Raw genomic sequence first — 20,695 nt, 5'->3', positions numbered from 1 at the left:
CCGGATCCGGTGGAAGGCCGTCATGCACATCCTCCTCGTCGCCAGTGCCTACAACAGCCTCACCCAGCGCGTCCACGCGGAGCTGAGGGACCGGGGCCACACCGTCTCCGTCGAGCTCACCCCGGACGGGGACGCCGTGCGCGAGGCGGTCCGCCGGCACGAGCCCGGCCTCGTGCTCGCCCCCCTGCTGAAGGCGGTCATCCCGGCCGACGTCTGGACCCGGCACACCTGCCTCGTCGTCCACCCCGGCCCGGTGGGCGACCGGGGCCCGTCGTCGCTGGACTACGCGGTCCAGGAGGACGCCGGGGTCTGGGGCGTCACCGTCCTGCAGGCCGACGCGGAGATGGACGCCGGAGACGTCTGGGCCGCGGCGAACGTCGCCCTCCCCCCGCTCGCCAAGAGCGACCTCTACCGGGGCGAGGTCTCCGACGCCGCCGTCACCGCCGTCCTGCTCGCCGTCGACCGCTTCGCCTCCGGCACCCATGTGCCCCGGCCGCAGAGCGCCGGGGGCGGCCGGGCGTGCGTCAGGCCGTACGTCCGCCAGGAGTTCCGGCGGATCTCCTGGGCGGACGACTCCACCGAGACCGTGCTGCGCAAGCTGCGCGCCGCGGACTCCCAGCCGGGAGTGCTCGACGAACTGCTGGACGGCGAGTGGTACCTCCACGGCGGCCACCCGGAGGACCGGCTGCGCGGCCGCCCCGGCGAGCTGCTCGCCACCAGGGCGGGCGCCCTGTGCCGGGCGACCGTGGACGGCGCCGTGTGGATCCCCGAGCTGCGTCCGCGCCGCGACGCCGGGGGAAGGCCCGTCAAGCTGCCCGCCACCCTGGCGCTGGGGGAGCGGCTGCCGCCGCTGCCCGATCTCCCCGCGCCCCTCGCCCTCGGCGACCACCGCCGGACCTGGAGCGACATCCGCTACCGGGAGGAGGGGCCCGTCGGTGTGCTGTCGTTCTCCTTCCCCGGCGGCGCGATGAGCACCGAGCACTGCCGCCGGCTGCTCGACGCCTACCGGGTGGCCTGCTCCCGGCCCACCTCCGTGCTGGTGCTCGGGGCGGCCCGGGACTTCTTCTCCAACGGCATCCACCTCAACGTCATCGAGGCCGCCGCCGACCCCGCCGCCGAGTCCTGGGCCAACATCAACGCGATGGACGACCTCGTGGAGGCCGTGCTGACCACCACGGACCGGCTCGTCGTGGCCGCGGTCGGCGGCAACGCGGCCGCGGGCGGGGTGATGCTCGCGCTGGCCGCCGACGAGGTCTGGTGCCGCGCGGGCGCGGTCCTCAACCCCCACTACCGGCTCATGGGCCTGTACGGCTCGGAGTACTGGACGTACTCCCTGCCCCGCCGGGTGGGCGGCCCCATGGCCGAACGCCTCACCTCCCAGGCGCTGCCGGTGACCGCGACCGCGGCGCTGCGCCACGGCCTGGTCGATCGGGTCGTCGAATGCGGTCCGGAGGAGTTCGCGGGCGAGGCCACCCGGATGGCGGCACGCCTTGCTCCCAATCCCTCGACCCAGTCCCGGATCGCGGCCAAGAAGGCCGCGCGGGAGCGCGACGAGGCCGTACGGCCCCTGGCCGCGTACCGGGCGGACGAGCTGGCCCGGATGCGGCGGACGTTCTCGGACCCGGCCGCGCCCTACCACCGGCTGCGGCGGGCCTTCGTACGGAAGGAGTCCCCGCGGGACACCCGCCCGGAGGAAGCCTCGGTGGCAGCCGCAACGGCCGCCTGTTAGCAAGGGACGAATAGCCCACAACGGATCTTCTCTCGCATATCCCCAGGAGACGCCCTCATGGATGCAGGAACGCCGACCACGGTCGACGCCGCGGCCTCGTCCGGCGCGGCCACCGCCGAAGACAAGCCGATCCATATCCTCTGGATCAACGCCGGACTGAGCTGCGACGGGGACTCGGTCGCGCTGACCGCCGCCATGCAGCCGAGCATCGAGGAGATCGTCCTCGGCGCCCTGCCGGGACTGCCGAAGATCCAGGTCCACTGGCCGCTGATCGACTTCGAGTGCGGCCCGGTGGGCGGCGCCGACACCTTCATCGAGTGGTTCTTCAAGGGGGAGCGCGGGGAGATCGACCCCTATGTGCTGGTCGTCGAGGGCTCCGTGCCCAATGAGTCGATCAAGCAGGAGGGGTACTGGTGCGGCTTCGGCGACGACCCCGAGACCGGCCAGCCCATCACGACCAGCGAGTGGATCGACCGGCTGGCGCCCAACGCCCTGGCCGTGGTGGCGATCGGCACCTGCGCCACGTACGGCGGCATCCACGCCATGGCGGGCAACCCCACCGGTGCCATGGGCGTGCCCGACTACCTCGGCTGGGACTGGAAGTCCAAGGCGGGCATCCCGATCGTGTGCGTCCCGGGCTGCCCGATCCAGCCGGACAACTTCGCGGAGACCCTCACGTACCTGCTCTACCAGGCGGCCGGCTCCGCACCGATGATCCCGCTCGACGACAAGCTCCGCCCCACCTGGCTGTTCGGCCAGACCGTCCACGAGGGCTGCGACCGGGCCGGCTACTACGAGCAGGGCCAGTTCGCCGAGACGTACGACTCGCCCGAGTGCCTGGTGAAGATCGGCTGCTGGGGGCCCGTCGTCAAGTGCAACGTGCCCAAGCGCGGCTGGATGAACGGGATCGGCGGCTGCCCGAACGTGGGAGGCATCTGCATCGCCTGCACCATGCCCGGCTTCCCCGACAAGTTCATGCCGTTCATGGACGAGCCGCCCGGCGGAAAGCTCTCCAGCACGGCCAGCGGCGCCTACGGCGCCGTGATCCGCAGGCTCCGCAACATCACCGCCAGGACCGTGGACAAGGAGCCCAAGTGGCGCCACACGGGCGACAAGATCACCACCGGCTACCGGCCCCCGTGGCAGATGTGACCCCGCTCCAAGCCCACGGCATCCCCTCCTGCTCGACGACGTGAAGACGTGAAGAAGGGCACCGCACACACGATGGCACCGAAGACACAAGCGGCCGGCGACGGCCTGGTGGAGATGTCCTGGGATCCGATCACCCGGATCGTGGGCAGTCTCGGCATCCACACCAAGATCGACTTCAAGCAGAAGCGGGTCGCCGAGTGCTACAGCACCTCGTCGGTCTTCCGCGGCTACAGCGTCTTCATGCGGGGCAAGGACCCGCGCGACGCGCACTTCATCACCAGCCGCATCTGCGGCATCTGCGGTGACAACCACGCCACGTGCTCCGTCTACACCCAGAACATGGCCTACGGGGTGAAGCCGCCGCACCTCGGAGAGTGGATCATCAACCTCGGTGAGTCCGCCGAGTACATGTTCGACCACAACATCTTCCAGGAGAACCTGGTCGGGGTCGACTACTGCGAGAAGATGGTCCGTGAGACCAACCCCGGCGTCCTCGAACTCGCCGAGCGCACCGAGGCGCCGCACGCCGCCGAGCACGGCTACCGCACCATCGCCGACATCATGCGCTCGCTGAACCCGCTGGAGGGCGAGTTCTACCGTGAGGCCCTCCAGGTCAGCCGCTACACCCGGGAGATGTTCTGCCTGATGGAGGGTCGCCATGTGCACCCCTCCACGCTCTACCCGGGCGGCGTCGGCACGGTGGCCTCCGTCCAGCTCTTCACGGACTACATGACCCGCCTGATGCGGTACGTGGAGTTCATGAAGCGCGTCGTCCCGCTCCACGACGACCTGTTCGACTTCTTCTACGAGGCCCTGCCCGGCTACGAGGAGGTCGGCCGCCGCCGGGTGCTGCTCGGCTGCTGGGGAGCCCTGAACGACCCCGAGTACTGCGACTTCACCTACGCCAACATGACCGACTGGGGCCGGCGGATGTTCGTCACCCCGGGTGTCGTCGTGGACGGCAAGCTGGTCACCAACGACCTCACCCAGATCAACCTCGGCATCCGGATCCTGCTCGGCAGCTCGTACTACGAGGACTGGGAGGGCCAGGAGCAGTTCGTCACCCACGACCCGCTCGGCAACCCGGTCGACCCGCGCCACCCGTGGAACCAGCACACCATCCCCGCCCCCCAGAAGCGCGACTTCGGCGACAAGTACAGCTGGGTGATGTCCCCGCGCTGGTTCGACGGCAAGGACTACCTGCCGCTCGACACCGGAGGCGGCCCCATCGCCCGGCTCTGGTCCACCGCGCTCTCCGGCCTCGTCGACATCGGCTACGTCAAGGCCACCGGGCACAGCGTCGTCATCAACCTGCCCCGTTCGCTCACCAAGCCGGAGGCCACCTTCGAGTGGAAGATCCCGCAGTGGAGCAACGCGCTGGAACGCAACCGCGCCCGCACCTACTTCCAGGCGTACGCGGCCGCCGTCGCGCTGCACTTCGCGGAGAAGGGCCTCGAGGAGGTACGCGCCGGACGCAGCCAGACCTGGGAGAAGTTCGACGTGCCCGACGAGTCCATCGGCGCCGGATTCACCGAGGCCGTCCGGGGCGTCCTCTCCCACCACATGGTCATCAGGGACGGCAAGATCGCCAACTACCACCCGTACCCGCCGACCCCGTGGAACGCGAGCACCCGCGACACCTACGGCACCCCCGGCCCCTACGAGGACGCGGTGCAGAACACGCCCATCTTCGAGGAGAACTCCCCGGAGAACTTCAAGGGCATCGACATCATGCGGGCCGTCCGCAGCTTCGACCCGTGCCTGCCCTGCGGCGTCCACATGTACGTCGGCGACGGCAGGACCGTGAAGTCGATGCACGTGCCCACCGGCCTGAGCGGCCTCGCCGGATGAGCCCGGTCACCGGCACGGTCAGCGCGGAGCGGGCGGGCCGGCGGGTCGAGGAGATCCTCGACCGGCTGGCCGCCGGCGGCGACCGGCAGGCGTGCACGGCCGCCGAGGAACTGGTCCGGGTCCTCATGGACTTCTACGGCGCCGCGCTGGCCAGGACCGTGGAACTGCTCGGCCGGCCCGCCGACGACGCGTCCGCCCAGGGGCACACCCCCGCGCCGCTCACCGGGCTGCTCGGCGACGAACTCGTCAGCAGCCTGCTGGTCCTGCACGATCTGCACCCCGAGGACGTGCCCACCCGGATCGCCCGCGCGCTGCGCGGAGTCCGGCACGCCCTCGAATCGGCCGGCTACGACGAGGCCACCGGAGTGCTGCGGCTCCGCCTCACCGGCTCGACCGGATGCGGCTGCCCCAGCACCCAGGAGGTCGCCCGGCAGGCTGCCGTCGAGGCACTCGCGTGCTTCGCACCCGAGGTGACGGCCGTCGAACTGGAGCCGGTCACCAGCGAACCGGCCCTCCTGCAGATCGGCGCCGGGCCGCCCGGCGGCGGTTCCGCCGCGGGCCGGGCACCGGCCACGGCGCGGTGAGCGCGCTCCCGACGGGTCCGGGGCGGCCGCGGACCGCCCCGGACCGACGCGGACTGCGCCGGTTCACGGCACCCCGGCCGCCCCGCGAGGAGCGCTGCGAACTCTGCGGCATGGCGCTCCCCGACGCACCGCACCGGCACCTCGTGGACACCGAGAACCGGGCACTGGCCTGCGCCTGCGGTCCGTGCACCCAGCTCCTCGACCGGCCCGGCGCGTCCCGGGGCCGATTCCGGGCCGTGCCCTCGCGCCACCTCACCGATCCGGCGCACCGCATCGACGACACCACCTGGGAACTGCTGCGGATCCCCGTCGGCGTCGCCTTCTTCTTCCACAACTCCGCCCTCGGACGGCCCGTGGCGCTCTACCCGAGCCCGGCCGGCGCCACCGAGAGCGAGCCGGACCCGTCCGCCTGGGAGACGGTGCTGTCCGCCACCGGGCTGGCCGGGATGCTCGAACCCGACGTGGAGGCGCTGCTGCTGCGCCGCTCCGGCGGCCGCACCGAGTGCCACCTGGTGCCGGTGGACACCACCTACGAACTCGTGGGCCGGATGCGGCTCACCTGGCAGGGCTTCGACGGCGGCCCCCGGGCCCGCGCCGAACTCGACGCCTTCTTCGACCGCGTACGACAGCGGGCCACACCGCTCCGGGGGAGCCGGGCATGACCGAATTCACCTTCCAGTGCACCGACGTGCGGGCCGACCCCTACGCCGCCGGCCCGACCCTCGTCTTCCGGCTGCGCATCACCGCCACACCCGGGACCCGTGTCCACGCCCTCGCCCTGCGCTGCCAGTTGCGCATCGAACCGGCCCGGCGCGGCTACGCCGACTCCGAGGCCGAGGGGCTGAAGGACCTCTTCGGCACCCGCTCCCGCTGGGGCAGCTCCATGCACCCGGTGCAGTTCGCGCAGGTCTCCCACATGGTGCCCGGCTTCACCGGCGAGACCGAGACCGAACTGCCCGTCCCCTGCACCTACGACATGGACGTGGCCGCGACCCGCTACGCCCACGCCCTGTCCGAGGGCGAGGTGCCGCTGCTGATGCTCTTCTCCGGCACCGCCTTCACCGGCGCCGGCGGATTCCACGTCGAACCGGTTCCCTGGGACCGGGAGGCCACCTTCCGGATGCCCGTGAAGGTCTGGCAGGAGATGGTCGACCAGCACTTCCCGGGCTGCGGGTGGATCAGGCTGCCCCGCGAGACCATGGACGCCCTCCTCGCCTTCCGCTCGCAACGGGCCCTGCCCTCCTGGGAGTCCACGGTCCGCGCCCTGCTCGACGCGTCCGGCGGGAGGACGGCCCCGTGACCGCCACCGCCGCCTTCGCCCCCGGGACCGAGGCCCGGCTCGCCACCGCGCGCCAGGTCGCCGACGCGGTCCTGTTCGAGGGCTATGTGCTGTACCCGTACCGGGCCTCGGCGGCCAAGAACCGGCTGCGCTGGCAGTTCGGGGTGCTCGTGCCGCCCGCGTGGAGCGCACGCTGCGGGGAGCACTCGATCCAGCGCACCGAGTGCCTGATGGAACCCCGGCCCGGCGCCGACCTCGCGGTGGAGGTCCGCTTCCTGCACGCGCAGCGGCGCACCGTCCAGCGGGCGGCGGCGGACGGAGGGTTCGCAACGGTCCCCGAACTCCACCTGGACGACCGGGTCCTGGTCCCCTGGGACGAGGGCGTGGAGGAGCGCGTCGAACTGACCGTGCCCGTCGCCGGTTTGGCGGGCGACGGCGTCGCCATCCCCTTCACCCGGCCCGCCCGCCAGGAGACCGAACCGGTCCTGGACGGCGAGGGACGCACCGTCGGCCGCCTGCTGCGCCGCCGCGCGGAGATCAGCGGGGTGGTACGGCTCTCCGCGGCCGAACTCGACGGCCCCTACCGGACGATGCGGCTCACGGCCACCGTGGAGAACGCCGGTGACTGGACGCCGGAACCCGGCGCGGACCGCGACGCGGCCCTGCCGCACTCACTGGTCGCCAGCCATCTGCTGCTCTGCCTCGACCGCGGCGCGTTCCTGTCCATGACCGACCCGCCCCAGTGGGCCAAGGGGGCCGTCGCGGCCTGCCGCAACCTCCACACCTGGCCCGTACTCGCGGGCGAACCCGGCCGCACCGACCTCGTGCTGTCCTCGCCGATCATCCTCGAGGACCACCCGGCCATCGCACCGGAGAGCCCGGGCGCCCTGTACGACGCCACCGAGATCGACGAGATCCTCGCCCTGCGCACCGCGGCCCTCACGGACGAGGAGAAGCGCGAGGCCAGGGGCACCGACGAGCGTGCGGCCGCGGTCATCGAACTCGCCGACACCATGCCGGCGGAGGTCCTGGAGCGGCTGCACGGCGCCGTGCGCAGCCTGCGGGAGGTCACCGGCCCCGCGCCGCAGGAGGACTCTCTCGCCCCCCAGGGCTCCTCCGGTTCCTTCGGTTCCTCCGGTTCCTTCGGCTCCTCCGGTTCCTCTGGTTCCTCTGGTTCCTTCGGTTCCTCTGGTTCGTTCGCCCCGTTCGATCACGGCACCGCCCGCCCCGACACCCCCTGGTGGGACCCGGGCGGCGACACCGGCGTCGACCCGGAGCACGACCGGGTGCTGGTGGACGGCGTCGCCGTCGGCGCGGGAAGCCGGGTCGTGCTGCGGCCGGGGCTGCGGCGCAGCGACGCGCAGGACCTGTTCCTGCACGGCCGCGCCGCCCTGGTCGAGGCCGTGCTGCACGACGTGGACGGCGGAGTGCACCTCGCGGTCACCGTCGAGGGCGACCCCGGCGCCGACATCCGCCGCGAACAGGGCCGGTTCCTCTACTTCCAGCCCGACGAGGTCGAACCCCTGGAGACCGTGTGAACGCCCCCGCGCAGGACCGCCCCCGCACCCTCGTCGCCGGCGTCGGCAACATCTTCCTCGGCGACGACGGCTTCGGCGTCGAGACCGTACGCGCACTGGCCGGGCGGCCACTGCCGGACGGGGTCGAGGTCGCGGACATCGGCATCCGGGGCGTCCACCTCGCCTACCGGCTGCTGGACGGGTACGACACCCTCGTCCTGGTCGACGCGACGGCCCGCGGCGGGGAACCCGGCACGCTCTACCTCATCGAGCCGGACCCCGGCGGCGGTACCGGTACGCCCGTGGATTCCGGCGGCGGTACCGGAAGGCCCGTGGACGCCGGCGGCCTCGGCGCCCTCGACGGCCACGGGATGTCCCCCGACGCCGTACTCGCCCTGCTGCACACGCTCTGCGCCGGCACCGGCACGGAGCCGCCGCGCCGCGTCCTGGTCGTCGGCTGCGAACCCGCCTGTGTCGAGGAGGGGATCGGACTCAGCCCGCGGGTCGCCGCCGCCGTACCGGCAGCCGCACGCATGATCACCGACCTGGTGCACCAGTCAGCCCCGGCACCAACCGGCCACACAGGAGGAGCACACCCATGATCAAGAAGGTCATCGGCGGAGCCGCAGCCGCCACCGCGGTCGTCGCGCTCGTCAGGGGGTTCCTCCCGGACCTCAGACGCTATCTGCGCATCCGCCGGATGTGACCCGCACCGCGGGACCCGACCGCACCGCGGGACCCGGCCACACCGCGGTGCCCGACCGGACCGCGGTGCCCGACCGCACCGCGGGACCCGGCCGCACCGCGGTGCCCGATCCGCGTGCCGTGAGCGAGGGGCCCGCGTGGCCCGCTCCGGGTGCCCGTGTGCCATGACCCGTGGGACCCGCGGTATCCGGCCCGCGCCGCGTGAGCGTGCGGACGAGCGGTACGGGCCGGGGTGAGGTGCCGCACCGACCGTGGTGACGCGCGGGACCCGCCGGCCGCCCCGCCGCGCGGCCGCTGCACCGAACGGCGGACGCGACCGGGCACCGTCGGCGCGCCGGTCGGACCGGCCCGGCGGCGGCCCCTGTAATGGGCACGGTCGCGCCCGCCCCGGGCGCGGCGGACCGCCGCCGCCCAGGACGGAGACCGATGCACGAGATGTCCATCGCGCTCGCCGTCGTCGACCAGGTCGAGGAGGCGGCACGGGCGCACGGCGCCACCGCGGTGCGCACCGTACGCCTGCTGATCGGCGAGCTGGCCGGAGTGGTCCCCGACGCGCTCACCTTCTCCTTCGGGCTGGCCTGCGCCGGAACCGTCGTGGAAGGCGCCGAACTCGCCGTCGAGAGCGTCCCGGCGCGCGCCCGCTGCGCCCCGTGCGGCGGCGAGTGGGCGGTGGGCATGCCGCCGCGGCTGGTCTGCCCGGTGTGCGACCGGGCCACCGCGGAGCTGGTCTGCGGCCGCGAGCTGCGGATCGCCGCCGTGGAGTGGCACGAAGACCCCGCGGACCCCGGGGTTCGCGAACCGATCTCCCAGGAGGGCTGACGCATGTGCCGTGTCGTCGATCTGCAACAGGCGGTGCTGGCCAAGAACGACGCGACGGCCGGCACCCTGCGCAGGGGACTCGCCGCGCGCGGGACGACCGTCGTCAACGTGCTCTCCAGCCCCGGCAGCGGTAAGACCGCCCTGCTCGAGGCCGAACTCCTGCTGGCGCGGGAGCGGGGCGTCACCGCCGCGGCCCTCACGGCCGACCTCGCCACCGAGAACGACGCCATGCGTCTCGCCCGTTCCGGACTCCCCGTCAAGCAGGTGCTCACCGACGGGCTCTGCCACCTCGAGGCCGACATGCTCGCCGGCCACCTCCGCGACTGGCCGGCCGAGGACACCCGGCTGGTCTTCGTGGAGAACGTCGGCAACCTCGTCTGCCCCGCCTCCTACGACCTCGGCGAGGCGCTGAGGGTGGTGCTGGCCTCCGTCACCGAGGGCGAGGACAAGCCGCTGAAGTACCCCACGGCCTTCGGACTCGCCCACCTGGTGATCGTCACCAAGACGGACATCGCGGACGCCGTCGGCTTCGACGAGGCCGCCTTCCGCGCCAACGTCGAGCAGGTCAATCCGGGCGTGGACGTGGTCCTCACCTCCGCCCGCACCGGCGCCGGCGCGGGCCTGCTGCTCGACCGGGCCCTCGCCGCGGCGGACGGCACCGCGGTCCACATGCCGGTGATGGCCCAGGCCCGGGCGTGACCACCTCCGCGCCGGGCCCGGCCGCGTCCCGGCCCGGGCTCGTCGCCCCCGCGCCGGTCCAGCGGCGCCGGGTCACCGTGCGGGGAGTCGTACAGGGGGTCGGATTCCGCCCCTTCCTCCATCACCTCGCCACCGGGCTGGAGCTGACCGGCCATGTGACCAACACCGGCGACGGCGTGGTCGCCGAGGTCGAGGGCGCCCCGCTCGCGGTGGCCCGCTTCTGCGCCCGGATCGCCGAGGACGCCCCGCCGCTCGCGATCGTCGAGTCCGTCCACGACCAGGAGGTCGCCGTCACCGGCGGCAGCGGATTCCTCATCGTCGCCTCGGACCAGGACGGGCCCGTCCGCACCCTGGTGTCCCCGGACACCGCGACCTGCGACGACTGCCTGCGGGAGCTCGCCGACCCGGCCGACCGCCGCCACCGGCACCCCTTCATCACCTGTACGCACTGCGGTCCGCGCTTCACCATCGTCACCGGCCTGCCCTACGACCGCGAACACACGACGATGGCCGACTTCGCCATGTGCCCCGACTGCGCCCGGGAGTACACCGATCCGGGCGACCGGCGCTTCCACGCCCAGCCCGTGGCCTGCCCCTCCTGCGGACCGCGGCTGCGGATGATCGTGGCGCCCGCCGCCCCCGGGCTGCGCCCCCGGCACGTGGTCGCGCCGGACCCCAACGACCGCAGTCTCGGCGGGCCGGTCGTCGCCGACCCGGTCCGGGAGGCCCGCGAACTGCTGTCCGACGGGGCGATCCTCGCCGTGAAGGGCCTCGGCGGCTACCACCTCGCCTGCGACGCCGGCAACAGGGGCGCCGTGGCGCTGCTGCGCCGCCGCAAGTCCCGCGGCGACAAGCCGTTCGCGCTGATGGCCAGGGACATCGGGGACATCGAGCACCTGGTCCACCTCGGCGCCGAGGAGCGGGAACTGCTCACCGGACCCGTGCGGCCGATCGTCCTGATGCGCCGCCGCCTACCGCCCGCGGACGCCCCGCCCGGAGTCCCGCGGCCGGTGGAGGGGGTGGCGCCCGGCAGCCCCGACCTCGGAGTGATGCTTCCCTACACCCCGCTGCACCAGCTGCTGCTGGGGCTTCCCGGCGAGGAGCACACCGGCCCCCGGCTCCTCGTCATGACCAGCGGCAATGTGGCCGGAGAGCCGATCGTCACCGACGACGGGGACGCACTGGACCGGCTGGCGGACCTGGCCGACGCGTGGCTGCTGCACGACCGCCCCATCCACGTCCCCTGCGACGACTCGGTGGTGCGGGTCTGCGACGGGGAGCTCCTGACCCTCCGCCGCTCCCGGGGACACGCGCCGCTGCCGGTCACCCTGCCGGTGCCGGTCCGGCCCGCCCTCGCGGTCGGCGGGGACCTCAAGAACACCTTCTGCCTGGGCCGCGACCGCAAGGCGTGGCTGTCGGCGCACATCGGCGACATGGACGACCTCGCCACCCAGCACGCCTTCGCCTGCGCGGAGGAGCAGCTGGAGGCGATCACGGGAGTGCGGCCCGAGCTGCTCGCCGCCGACCGGCACCCCGGCTACCGCTCCGCCCGCTGGGCCGGCCACGTGGCCGGCGGCCGGCCCGTCGTGCACGTCCAGCACCACCACGCGCACATCGCCTCCGCCATGGCCGAACACGGCCTCGACGGCAGCCGCCCGGTGATCGGCGTCGCCTTCGACGGCACCGGCTACGGGGACGACGGCGCCGTGTGGGGCGGCGAGTTCCTGCTCGCCGGCTACGACGGCTTCCACCGCTTCGCGCACCTCGGATACGTCCCCCTGCCCGGCGGTGACGCGGCCGTGCGGCGCCCCTACCGCATGGCGCTCGCCCATCTGCGCGCGGCCGGGATCGGCTGGAGCGGCGACCTGCCCTGCACCGCGGCCTGCCCCGAGCAGGAACTGCCGCTGCTGCGAAGGCAGTTGGAGCGCGGTCTCAACTGCGTCCCCACCTCCAGCATGGGCCGGCTCTTCGACGCGGTCTCCTCCCTCGCGGGCGTGTGCCACATCGCGGGGTACGAGGCGCAGGCCGCGATCGAACTCGAAGCGGCCGCCGTCCTGGCGGACGGCGCGTACGGGGAGCCGTACGCCTTCGCACTGCGTCCGGCGGGCGGCGGTCCCGCCGCCGCGATGACCGCCGACCCCGCCCCCGTCCTGGCCGCGGTCGCCGGCGACGTGCGGGCGGGCACCCCGGCGCCCGTGATCGCGGGGCGCTTCCACGCCGCGGTGGCCGTGCTCGTCCGCAGGGTCTGCGCCCTGGCACGGGAGCGGCACGGGCTGCGGACCGTCGCGCTGACCGGGGGAGTGTTCGCCAACGCGGTGCTCTCCTCGGCGTGCGCCGCGGGCCTGCGGGAGGACGGCTTCACCGTACTGCGCCACCACCGGATCCCGCCCAACGACGGGGGACTGGCGCTCGGCCAGCTCGTCGTGGCCGCCCGGGCGGCGCAAGACGCCGGATGACCGAGCGGTACACGGCACGACAGCGAGGAGAGAGGCATGTGCCTGGCGGTACCCGGCAGGGTGCTGGACATCGAGGACCGGGACGGCACCCGGATGGCCACCGTCGACTTCGGCGGGGTGGTCAAGGAGGTGTGCCTGGAGTACCTGCCCGATCTGCGGGTCGGCGAGTACGCCGTCGTCCACGTGGGATTCGCACTGCAGCGGCTGGACGAGGAATCGGCCCGGCGGACCCTGGAGCTGTTCGAGAACCTCGGGCTGCTCCAGGAGGAGTTCGGCGACCCGGACGAGCCGGACGGACCCGAAGGGTTCGGCCGCTCGCGCGAGGAGGCCCGGCGGTGAAGTACATCGAGGAGTTCCAGGACCCCGCGCTGGCCGAGCGGCTGCTCGGCGAGATCCGGGCCGCCGTGACCCGGCCGTGGGCGCTGATGGAGGTGTGCGGGGGGCAGACCCACACCATCATCCGGCACGGCATCGACCAGCTCCTGCCGGACGAGGTCGAACTGATCCACGGCCCCGGCTGCCCCGTCTGCGTCACCCCGCTGGAGGTCATCGACAAGGCCCTGGAGATCGCCTCCCGCCCCGGAGTGATCTTCTGCTCCTTCGGCGACATGCTCCGGGTGCCGGGGACCGGCCGCGACCTGTTCCAGGTGCGCGGCGAGGGCGGTGACGTACGGGTGGTGTACTCGCCGCTCGACGCGTTGCGCATCGCCCGGCAGAACCCCGGCCGCCAGGTGGTGTTCTTCGGCATCGGCTTCGAGACCACCGCGCCGCCCAACGCCATGACGGTCTATCAGGCCCGCAGGCTCGGCATCCCGAACTTCAGCCTGCTGGTGTCCCATGTGCGGGTGCCTCCCGCCATCGAGGCGATCATGCGGTCCCCGAAGTGCCGGGTGCAGGGCTTCCTCGCCGCCGGGCACGTGTGCAGTGTGATGGGCACCGGCGAGTACCCCGAACTCTCCGAGCGGCACCGGGTCCCCATCGTGGTCACCGGTTTCGAGCCGCTTGACATCCTCGAGGGCGTGCGCCGCACCGTGCTGCAACTGGAGCGCGGCGAGCACAGCGTGGAGAACGCCTACCCCCGAGCCGTCCGGCCGGAGGGGAACCCGGCGGCCCGGGCGATGCTGGACGACGTGTTCGAGGTCACCGACCGCGCCTGGCGCGGTATCGGTGTCATCCCCGACAGCGGCTGGCGGCTCTCGCCCCGGTACCGGGAGTACGACGCCGAGCACCGCTTCCAGGTCACCGGCATCGACACCCGCGAACCGGCGGCCTGCCGCAGCGGAGAGGTGCTGCAGGGCCTGCTGAAGCCCCATGAGTGCGAGGCGTTCGGCACCGTCTGCACCCCGCGCTCGCCGCTCGGGGCCACGATGGTCTCCAGCGAGGGCGCCTGCGCGGCCTACTACCTCTACCGGCGGCTGGACCTGCCGTCCGCCGCGTCGCGTCCCCTGGAGGGCAGCCCCGTTGTCTGAGACCACCGAAGCCCCGGACGTCCTCGCCTGGACGTGCCCGCTCCCGCTGCGCGACCAGCCCCGGGTGGTGATGGGCCACGGCGGGGGCGGTGCCCTCTCCGCGGAACTGGTCCGCGACGTCTTCGCGCCCGCCTACGGCGGACCCGCGCTGTCCGCCATGAACGACTCCGCGACGATCGAACTCGGCGGCGCCCGGCTGGCGTTCTCGACCGACTCCTTCGTGGTGCGCCCGCTGTTCTTCCCCGGCGGGAGCATCGGGCACCTCGCCGTCAACGGCACCGTCAACGACCTCGCCATGAGCGGAGCCCGCCCCGCGTACCTCTCCTGCGGGTTCATCCTCGAGGAGGGCGTCGAGACCGAGGTGGTCCGGCGGGTGGCCGAAGCACTCGGCGAGGCGGCCCGCGCGGCGGGCGTGGAGGTGGCGACCGGCGACACCAAGGTCGTCGAGGCGGGCCACGGCGACGGTGTCTTCATCAACACCTCCGGCATCGGGCTGGTCCCGCCCGGGGTCGACCTGCGGCCGCAGCGCGTCGTGCCCGGTGACGTGGTGATCGTCAGCGGTCCGATCGGCGTCCACGGCGTGGCCGTCATGAGCGTGCGTGAGGGACTGGAGTTCGGGGTCGAGATCGAGAGTGACTGCGCCGCCCTCGCCGGCCTGGTCGAGGCGATGCTCGCGGTCACGGAGGACCTGCACGTCCTGCGCGACCCGACGCGCGGCGGACTGGCGGCCGCGCTCAACGAGATCGCCGCGGCCGCGGGCACGGGAGTCGTGGTCCAGGAGCGGGCCGTTCCGGTCCCGGCCCCGGTGGCGAACGCCTGCGCCGTGCTGGGGCTGGACCCGATGTACGTCGCCAACGAGGGCAAACTCGTCGCCTTCGTCCCCCGGGAGCACGCCGACGCCGTACTGGCGGCGATGCGCGCCCACCCGCTCGGCAGGGAGGCGGCGGTGATCGGCGAGGCGGTGGCGGACCACCCCGGGATGGTGGTCGCCCGCACCGGGCTCGGAGGCACCCGCGTCGTGGACCTGCCGCTCGGCGAGCAACTGCCCCGCATCTGCTGACCACGGCGTACGGTGGCGGCGCCGCCCCGGCGGGCCGTCACCCCGTACGTCCCCCGGCCGTCACCCCGTACGTCCCCCGGCGGGGTCCCCCGGGCAGGGGACGTACGGGGGCCCGCCGGGACCCGTCAGTCGGCGGACTGCAGCGGGGTCGCCGGCCAGCCCAGCAGGCGGGCTCCCAGTACCGCCGTCTGCAGGACGTACCGCTGGTCGGGATCGGTCGGGTCGTAGCCGGTGAGCTGGTGTATGCGGGCGATCCGGTAGCCGACGGTACGGACCCCCAGCCCCAGGCGCCGGGCCGTGGTGGTGTTGCTGCAGCCGGTGGCGAAGTACGCGGCGAGCGTCTCCAGCAGTGTGTGCGGGCCTCCGCGGGCCTGTTCGAGGCCACCGAGAACCGTGGTCACCAGATCCGTGATCGCTGCGCGATCCCGCTCCAGCACCTGGAAGACCAGGACGTCCGAGGCCCGCACCACGGAGGCGGTGAAGCCCAGCCGATGGGCCACGTCGAGTGCCCTGCCGGCCTCCTGGTACGAGCGGACGATCCCGCTGGGACCCGTTCTGGGCCTGCTCACGGCGACCCGGCAGGGCCCGGTAACCGCACTCGCGGCCTGCCCGGCGAAGAACTCGGGAACCTCGGTCCCCGTCCCCGAGGCGACGCAGACGAGCAGACCGTCCTTGGTGGTGATCAGTACCTGCTCCACCCCGAACCGGGTGGTGAGCGCGTCCTCCACGTACCGGGTCGTGGCGTCGCCCGCTTCGAAGCGCTCCCGCGCACGCCCGACGCTGACGGTGTGGGGCCCCACGAGCCGAAGGCCGAAGCGCTCGGCCCGCTCCGCCAGCCGGCCGAGCGGTGTGCGCCCCTCGAGAAGGTCGTCGACGAACTCGCGCCGGCTCGCCTCCTCCCGCCGGATCGCCGCCCGGTGGGCGGTTTCGTAGCCCTCGCTCAGTGCCACGGCCGACTCGCCGCTCGCCCGCAGGAACGCCTGTGCCATGTCACGGAGCACGGCGGGGCGGTCGTCGTCCCGGGGACGCTGCAGACCGGCCCAGACCCGGCGGGCACCGGTGAAGTACTCGTCGAGCACGGCATGGAGGGTGGTGCCCCGGTCGGCCGCGGCGGCTCCCAGCTCCCGCAGGCCCTGCAGGGACGCGTCGGACAGCCGCCCCCCGCTCAGGGCCGTCTCGGCGAGGAGCCGGTGATGCCGCTCCAGCGCGTCCCCGTCCCGGCCCGGCCCCGGCGGGGCGGTGTCGGGACGCCCCGCGGAGCGTGAGCCTCGGGGCTCTTCGCCCATCGACATACCGTCATTCTGCCGAAGGACGGCACACCGCACAGCGCGTGACGGCGGCCTGTCCGCGCCCGGCCCGTGCGGTCGGCGGCGGGGGGCCGGTCCCGTGCTTGGTGAGGAGGGCTGCCGGCAGCAGACGGGCGCGTGAAAACTGCGTCACCGTGCCAGTGCCTCAGCTCCCAGGCATGGGCCTGCCTGTTGACGGGCCCTCCTCGGTCGAAAGTATTGCACAGTGCAAAATCGAACACCAGGGGCGGGACGGTGCCGCATCCCGGCGCCGCGCGGACGGCGGGCGGCGCCGTACGGGCGGCGGTGCGGCCCGGCTCCGGACCGCCCGCCTTGCGGCCGGCCCGGAGGGGGCCGGAGTGCGTGTCCGGAGCCGGTGGGCGGCGCCGCGCCGCCGAGCGTCACGGCTGGACCCTCTCGCGCGCCTCACGGGCGAGCGGGTCCGCTCCTCCGGCGGGGCGGCGCCGCCCACCGCAGGATTGCACAGTGCAAAGGAATGATCCAGCACCGCTGCACCCGGGGGTCGCCGCCTGGCCGTGCCTACTTCGGGGTGACGGCCTTCTCCACGTCGGCGAAGGTCTCGCCGTCGACCAGGCCGGTGTCCTCCAGGACCTCCAGGTGGTCCAGCACCGTCTGGTTGGCCTGCCGGGCGTGGCGGCGGATCAGGTCGTTCTGCGTGGCGGCCCTGACCTCGCCGATGGTGGCGAAGATCTTCCCGTGGGACGCGCGCAGCAGATTCGCGAAGATGCGGTCGAACTCGGCTCCCCGGGCGTTCTCCATCTGCTTGACCCAGCCCTGCTGCTCCGGCGTGGCCTGGTCGGGGATCGGGACGCCGAGGATCTCGGCGTCCTCGCGGACCAGCTGGTCGAGCTTGCTGTGCCCGTCCATGAGGTGCAGCCCGGCGCGCTTGACCGCCTCGCTGGACGCGTTCGTCTGCGCGAGCCGGCCGGCGGGGATCTCCCACAGGCCCGCCTGCCGGACCGCGACCAGGAACGTCTTGTCCACCTCGGTCACCGGCTGGGGCTCGGACCGCTCCGCCTGGCGGTCCTGGGCCGCGCCGCCCTCCGCCTCGGTGCCGTGCCCGACGCCGGAGGAGTGCCCGTAGCCCTCGGACCCGGAACCCTGGGTGCCCTGGCCGTAGCCGTTCTGCGCGGCGGTCCCGGCGGGTGTCTGCGAGGCGGAGGCCTCTTCGTCGCCTCCCCTTGTGGCGATCAGGACGGTGGCGATGACCGCGACGACGGCCAGGACCACCCCGATCGTCCTCGGGGCGGTGGATGCGGCTGCGCTTCGGTTGGAACGCATGATGCCTCCCGGTCGGCATGGAGTACTTGCTCGTTCATGTCGTCCGGGAGCTGTGGTACGGCGGCTGGCACGGCACGCAGTCAGCAGTACGGATCAGGCGGCGGCCGCGTTCACCGGCGGCAGGGATCTTTCCCGTTGTGCTTTCCCGTGCCGCTTTCCCGTGCCGTACGGCACGGGCCGTACGCACCCCGCGTCACCGGCCGGCCGGCTGGCCGCCGCCGCGGGGGCGATGGCACGCGGGGTCGCACTCCAGCCGGACGAAGGGGATGTGTCCCCCCGCCTCGTGGTACCCCTCCGGCGTCCCGTCGGTGCCCAGCCCCAGGTAGGCACACAGGCGTGCGGCCGTACGGGGGCGCCTCTCGGCGTACCGCGCCATGATCGCGCCCCCTTCCTCCACGGGGAGGAACCGGGCGTTCACGGCGTGGAAGCGCCTGCCCGACTGCACGGTGGCCTGCGGGGTGTGCTCGAGGTTGCGATACCACTGGGCCGCGGGCCCGTATCCGGACGCCACGGTCCACGAGCACGGGGACGCCGTGTGCTCGACCACCTCGAGGACCACCGTGCGCGCGGCACCGCTCAGCCGTCCGGTGTGGATGAGGAGGAGCAGCCGCCCGCCGAAGAGCGGCCCGAGGCCGATCCGGAACAGTGTGACCGGCAGGCGTGCGGCCGACCGCCGCCAGCCGCTCGGTGGTGCGGGGCGCCGCGGTCGGGGGGTGGACTGGTTCACCATGCACCTCCGGTTCAGGCGGCCGCGCCCTGGTGGCCGGCTGTCGGTTCGGTAACGAGACCTCCCCGAAATGCTTCGGGAAGGTAAGTTTTGCATAGGCTAAATCAAGCGGCGGTCCGTGGTGGTGCCGGATCCCTCGCTCGCAGCCGCCCGCACCACCCCTCGCACACCGTGGAATCCGTCATGCCCGAAGCGACTCCGCGGCGCTCCGCCGTGCTGTCCGTCCTCCCGTACGCCGTCATGGCCGTCGTCACCGTCGTCGACGTGACGGCGGGCCCGGCCGTGGGGTTCCTCCCGCTCGTCTCCCTGGGGCCCGCCTTCGCCGGGCTCGTCGGAGGCTGGCGCCGCACGGCCCTCATCGGCGGACTCGCGATGCTGCTGTGCCTCACGCTCGGCCTGTACGACGGTCTGTTCGACAGCCGGAGGGGCTGGACTGCGCTGGCGTCCGTGGCGGGAGTGACCGTGGCCGGGCTGGTCGCCGCGGTGATGAGGCAGCGGCGGGAAGCCGAACTGGCCAGTGTCAGGTCGATCGCCGAGGTCGCCCAGCGGGTGCTGCTGAGGCCGGTTCCGCGCAGCGCCGGGCCGCTGCGGGTGGCGGTCTCCTACACCTCCGCGCTGGCCGAGGCGCGCATCGGCGGCGATCTGTACGAGGTGGTGGCCTCGCCCACCGGCGTGCGGGTGATCGTGGGGGACGTCCAGGGCAAGGGGCTGGACGCGGTCGAGACCGCCGCCCTCGTGCTCGGTGCGTTCCGCGAGGCCGCGCACGACGAGCCGGACCTGGCCGGTGTCGGCGCCAGACTCGAGCGGGTGGCCGACCGGGAACTGCAGGGCGAGAAGTTCGTGACGGCCGTTCTGGCGGAGGTCGGGAACGACGGGATGGTGACGCTGCTCAACTACGGTCACCCCGCACCCATGGTCCTGCGGCCCGACGGCCGGGTCGGCTTCGCCGAACCACCCCTGGCCGCGCTGCCGCTCGGGCTCGGCCTCCACGGGGCGAAGGGCCCCGAGCCGTACCGGGCGGACTTCGCGCCCGGCGACCAGATCCTCCTGTACACGGACGGCGTCTCCGAGGCCCGCGACCCGGCGGACCGCTTCTACCCCCTGGGCGAGCGCGGCGATCTGCTCAAGGACCCCGATCCCGAGTCCGCCCTGCTGGCGCTGCGCGGCGACCTGGTCCGGCACGCCGAAGGGCCGCTCCACGACGACGCGGCCATGCTGCTGCTCCGCTATCACGCGGCGGATGTGATCGGCGGCACGGCCCCCCGGGCACCGGGCGCGGCCGGCAGGCCGACCGCAGAGGGTAGAAAAGGGCTATGACCGAACAAGGGCAACAGCACGTCGACGACGTCGACGCCGTGACGCGCGCGGTGCTCACGGCGTCCAGGCTGCTGGTCGCCGTCTCCGCCCGTTCCCTGGCGGCTGTCGAGGACCGGGTGACGCTGCCGCAGTTCCGGCTCCTGGTGGTGCTCTCCATGCACGGACCGGCCAAACTCGTCGTACTCGCCGAGCGCCTCGGTGTGAACCCTTCCACGGCGATGCGCATGATCGACCGCCTGATCACGGCCGGTCTGGCGGACCGGCAGACGAACCCGGAGAACCGCCGGGAGACGGTGCTGCGACTCACGCCCGAAGGCCGCGCCCTCGTCGGGGACGTCACCGACCGGCGCCGTCGGGAGATCGCGACGATCGTGGAGAGGATGGCGGGCGAACAGCGCGCCGCCCTGATCGGCGCGCTCACCGCCTTCAACGAGGCCGGGGGCGAGCCGAACGCGCCGGCTGCGGACAGCGCGACGTACCCCTTGGGCTGGGCCGACCGCTAACTTGATCTTTGAACTCCACGGCCCCGCCGCACTGGTTGAAGATCAAGTCAGTGGCTCTCGTTCGGATCAGGCCGGATGAGGGAGCGGGTCCGGTGCCGCGGGTCGCACGGCGGAGGAGGAGATCGACGCGGAGCGTCGGTGACCGACGACGACGCGGCGAGGCGCGGCGGCGGGGCACGCGAGCCAGGCAAGATCGCGAGCCAGGCGAGATCCAGACGAAAGGCCCTGGGTGTACCGCCC

20 protein-coding genes are annotated in these 20,695 nt (G+C 73.3%); 17 read left to right on the top strand and 3 right to left on the bottom strand.

Annotated elements, in window-relative coordinates:
• The first annotated feature begins 22 nt into the window (after positions 1–22).
• From DDW44_RS01010 to hypE, 15 genes are all read left to right on the top strand, one after another.
• A complete protein-coding gene (locus DDW44_RS01010; protein ID WP_108905231.1) occupies positions 23–1,729 on the top strand; it encodes a hydrogenase maturation protein in 1,707 nt (568 codons plus the stop codon).
• A 57-nt stretch (positions 1,730–1,786) separates the two neighbouring features.
• On the top strand, positions 1,787–2,881 hold the full coding sequence (locus tag DDW44_RS01005; RefSeq protein ID WP_108905230.1) for an NADH-quinone oxidoreductase subunit B family protein: 1,095 nt from the start codon (positions 1,787–1,789) through the stop codon (positions 2,879–2,881).
• Between the two features lie 72 nt (positions 2,882–2,953).
• A complete protein-coding gene (locus DDW44_RS01000; RefSeq protein ID WP_108908694.1) occupies positions 2,954–4,732 on the top strand; it encodes a nickel-dependent hydrogenase large subunit in 1,779 nt (592 codons plus the stop codon).
• Positions 4,729–5,316, top strand: coding sequence for a hypothetical protein (locus DDW44_RS00995; RefSeq protein WP_108905229.1), 588 nt, complete (start codon positions 4,729–4,731; stop codon positions 5,314–5,316). Before DDW44_RS01000 ends, DDW44_RS00995 begins: the two co-directional genes overlap by 4 nt.
• Positions 5,313–5,978 carry a DUF5947 family protein gene (locus DDW44_RS00990; RefSeq protein WP_108905228.1) on the top strand — a complete coding sequence of 222 codons (666 nt, stop codon included), beginning with the start codon at positions 5,313–5,315 and terminating at the stop codon, positions 5,976–5,978. The genes DDW44_RS00995 and DDW44_RS00990 overlap by 4 nt, the downstream gene beginning before the upstream one ends.
• Positions 5,975–6,616: a DUF6084 family protein gene (locus tag DDW44_RS00985; RefSeq protein ID WP_108905227.1), complete on the top strand. Its 642-nt coding sequence runs from the start codon at positions 5,975–5,977 to the stop codon at positions 6,614–6,616. Before DDW44_RS00990 ends, DDW44_RS00985 begins: the two co-directional genes overlap by 4 nt.
• Positions 6,613–8,133 (top strand): hypothetical protein, encoded by a 1,521-nt coding sequence (locus tag DDW44_RS00980; RefSeq protein WP_108905226.1) that lies wholly within the window; start codon positions 6,613–6,615, stop codon positions 8,131–8,133. The genes DDW44_RS00985 and DDW44_RS00980 overlap by 4 nt, the downstream gene beginning before the upstream one ends.
• Positions 8,130–8,714: a hydrogenase maturation protease gene (locus DDW44_RS00975; RefSeq protein ID WP_108905225.1), complete on the top strand. Its 585-nt coding sequence runs from the start codon at positions 8,130–8,132 to the stop codon at positions 8,712–8,714. Before DDW44_RS00980 ends, DDW44_RS00975 begins: the two co-directional genes overlap by 4 nt.
• Complete coding sequence (locus DDW44_RS33440) at positions 8,711–8,818, top strand: DUF6893 family small protein (protein ID WP_017948938.1); 108 nt, start codon at positions 8,711–8,713, stop codon at positions 8,816–8,818. Before DDW44_RS00975 ends, DDW44_RS33440 begins: the two co-directional genes overlap by 4 nt.
• A gap of 425 nt (positions 8,819–9,243) precedes the next feature.
• Positions 9,244–9,636, top strand: coding sequence for a hydrogenase maturation nickel metallochaperone HypA (gene hypA / locus DDW44_RS00970; RefSeq protein ID WP_018890972.1), 393 nt, complete (start codon positions 9,244–9,246; stop codon positions 9,634–9,636).
• 3 nt (positions 9,637–9,639) lie between these two features.
• Positions 9,640–10,335: a hydrogenase nickel incorporation protein HypB gene (hypB, locus tag DDW44_RS00965; protein ID WP_108905224.1), complete on the top strand. Its 696-nt coding sequence runs from the start codon at positions 9,640–9,642 to the stop codon at positions 10,333–10,335.
• Positions 10,332–12,791: a carbamoyltransferase HypF gene (gene hypF, locus DDW44_RS00960; protein ID WP_108905223.1), complete on the top strand. Its 2,460-nt coding sequence runs from the start codon at positions 10,332–10,334 to the stop codon at positions 12,789–12,791. Before hypB ends, hypF begins: the two co-directional genes overlap by 4 nt.
• Positions 12,792–12,827: 36 nt before the next feature.
• Positions 12,828–13,130: a HypC/HybG/HupF family hydrogenase formation chaperone gene (locus DDW44_RS00955; RefSeq protein ID WP_018890969.1), complete on the top strand. Its 303-nt coding sequence runs from the start codon at positions 12,828–12,830 to the stop codon at positions 13,128–13,130.
• Entirely contained in the window at positions 13,127–14,260 is a 1,134-nt protein-coding gene (hypD, locus tag DDW44_RS00950; RefSeq protein ID WP_108905222.1) for a hydrogenase formation protein HypD, read from the top strand. The genes DDW44_RS00955 and hypD overlap by 4 nt, the downstream gene beginning before the upstream one ends.
• Positions 14,253–15,320 (top strand): hydrogenase expression/formation protein HypE, encoded by a 1,068-nt coding sequence (gene hypE, locus DDW44_RS00945; RefSeq protein ID WP_108905221.1) that lies wholly within the window; start codon positions 14,253–14,255, stop codon positions 15,318–15,320. The genes hypD and hypE overlap by 8 nt, the downstream gene beginning before the upstream one ends.
• Positions 15,321–15,445: 125 nt before the next feature.
• Here hypE and DDW44_RS00940 read toward each other — a convergent pair whose 3' ends face one another.
• From DDW44_RS00940 to DDW44_RS00930, 3 genes are all read right to left on the bottom strand, one after another.
• Positions 15,446–16,612, bottom strand: a complete 1,167-nt coding sequence (locus DDW44_RS00940) for a PucR family transcriptional regulator (RefSeq protein ID WP_017948931.1) — start codon at positions 16,610–16,612, stop codon at positions 15,446–15,448.
• A gap of 534 nt (positions 16,613–17,146) precedes the next feature.
• A complete protein-coding gene (locus tag DDW44_RS00935; protein ID WP_244223938.1) occupies positions 17,147–17,908 on the bottom strand; it encodes a DUF4142 domain-containing protein in 762 nt (253 codons plus the stop codon).
• 193 nt (positions 17,909–18,101) lie between these two features.
• The gene (locus tag DDW44_RS00930; RefSeq protein ID WP_108905219.1) at positions 18,102–18,638 is read right to left on the bottom strand and encodes a nitroreductase family deazaflavin-dependent oxidoreductase; all 537 of its coding nucleotides are present in this window, start codon (positions 18,636–18,638) and stop codon (positions 18,102–18,104) included.
• 180 nt (positions 18,639–18,818) lie between these two features.
• Between DDW44_RS00930 and DDW44_RS00925 the strand changes: the two genes are divergently transcribed.
• Positions 18,819–19,952, top strand: a complete 1,134-nt coding sequence (locus tag DDW44_RS00925) for a PP2C family protein-serine/threonine phosphatase (RefSeq protein WP_108905218.1) — start codon at positions 18,819–18,821, stop codon at positions 19,950–19,952.
• Positions 19,949–20,455, top strand: coding sequence for a MarR family winged helix-turn-helix transcriptional regulator (locus DDW44_RS00920; protein WP_017948927.1), 507 nt, complete (start codon positions 19,949–19,951; stop codon positions 20,453–20,455). The genes DDW44_RS00925 and DDW44_RS00920 overlap by 4 nt, the downstream gene beginning before the upstream one ends.
• Positions 20,456–20,695 lie beyond the last annotated feature (240 nt).

This window comes from Streptomyces tirandamycinicus (assembly GCF_003097515.1).
Lineage (GTDB): Bacteria > Actinomycetota > Actinomycetes > Streptomycetales > Streptomycetaceae > Streptomyces > Streptomyces tirandamycinicus.
Note: the sequence above shows the minus strand (reverse complement) of the source record. Positions and strands in the feature narration are given on the sequence as shown.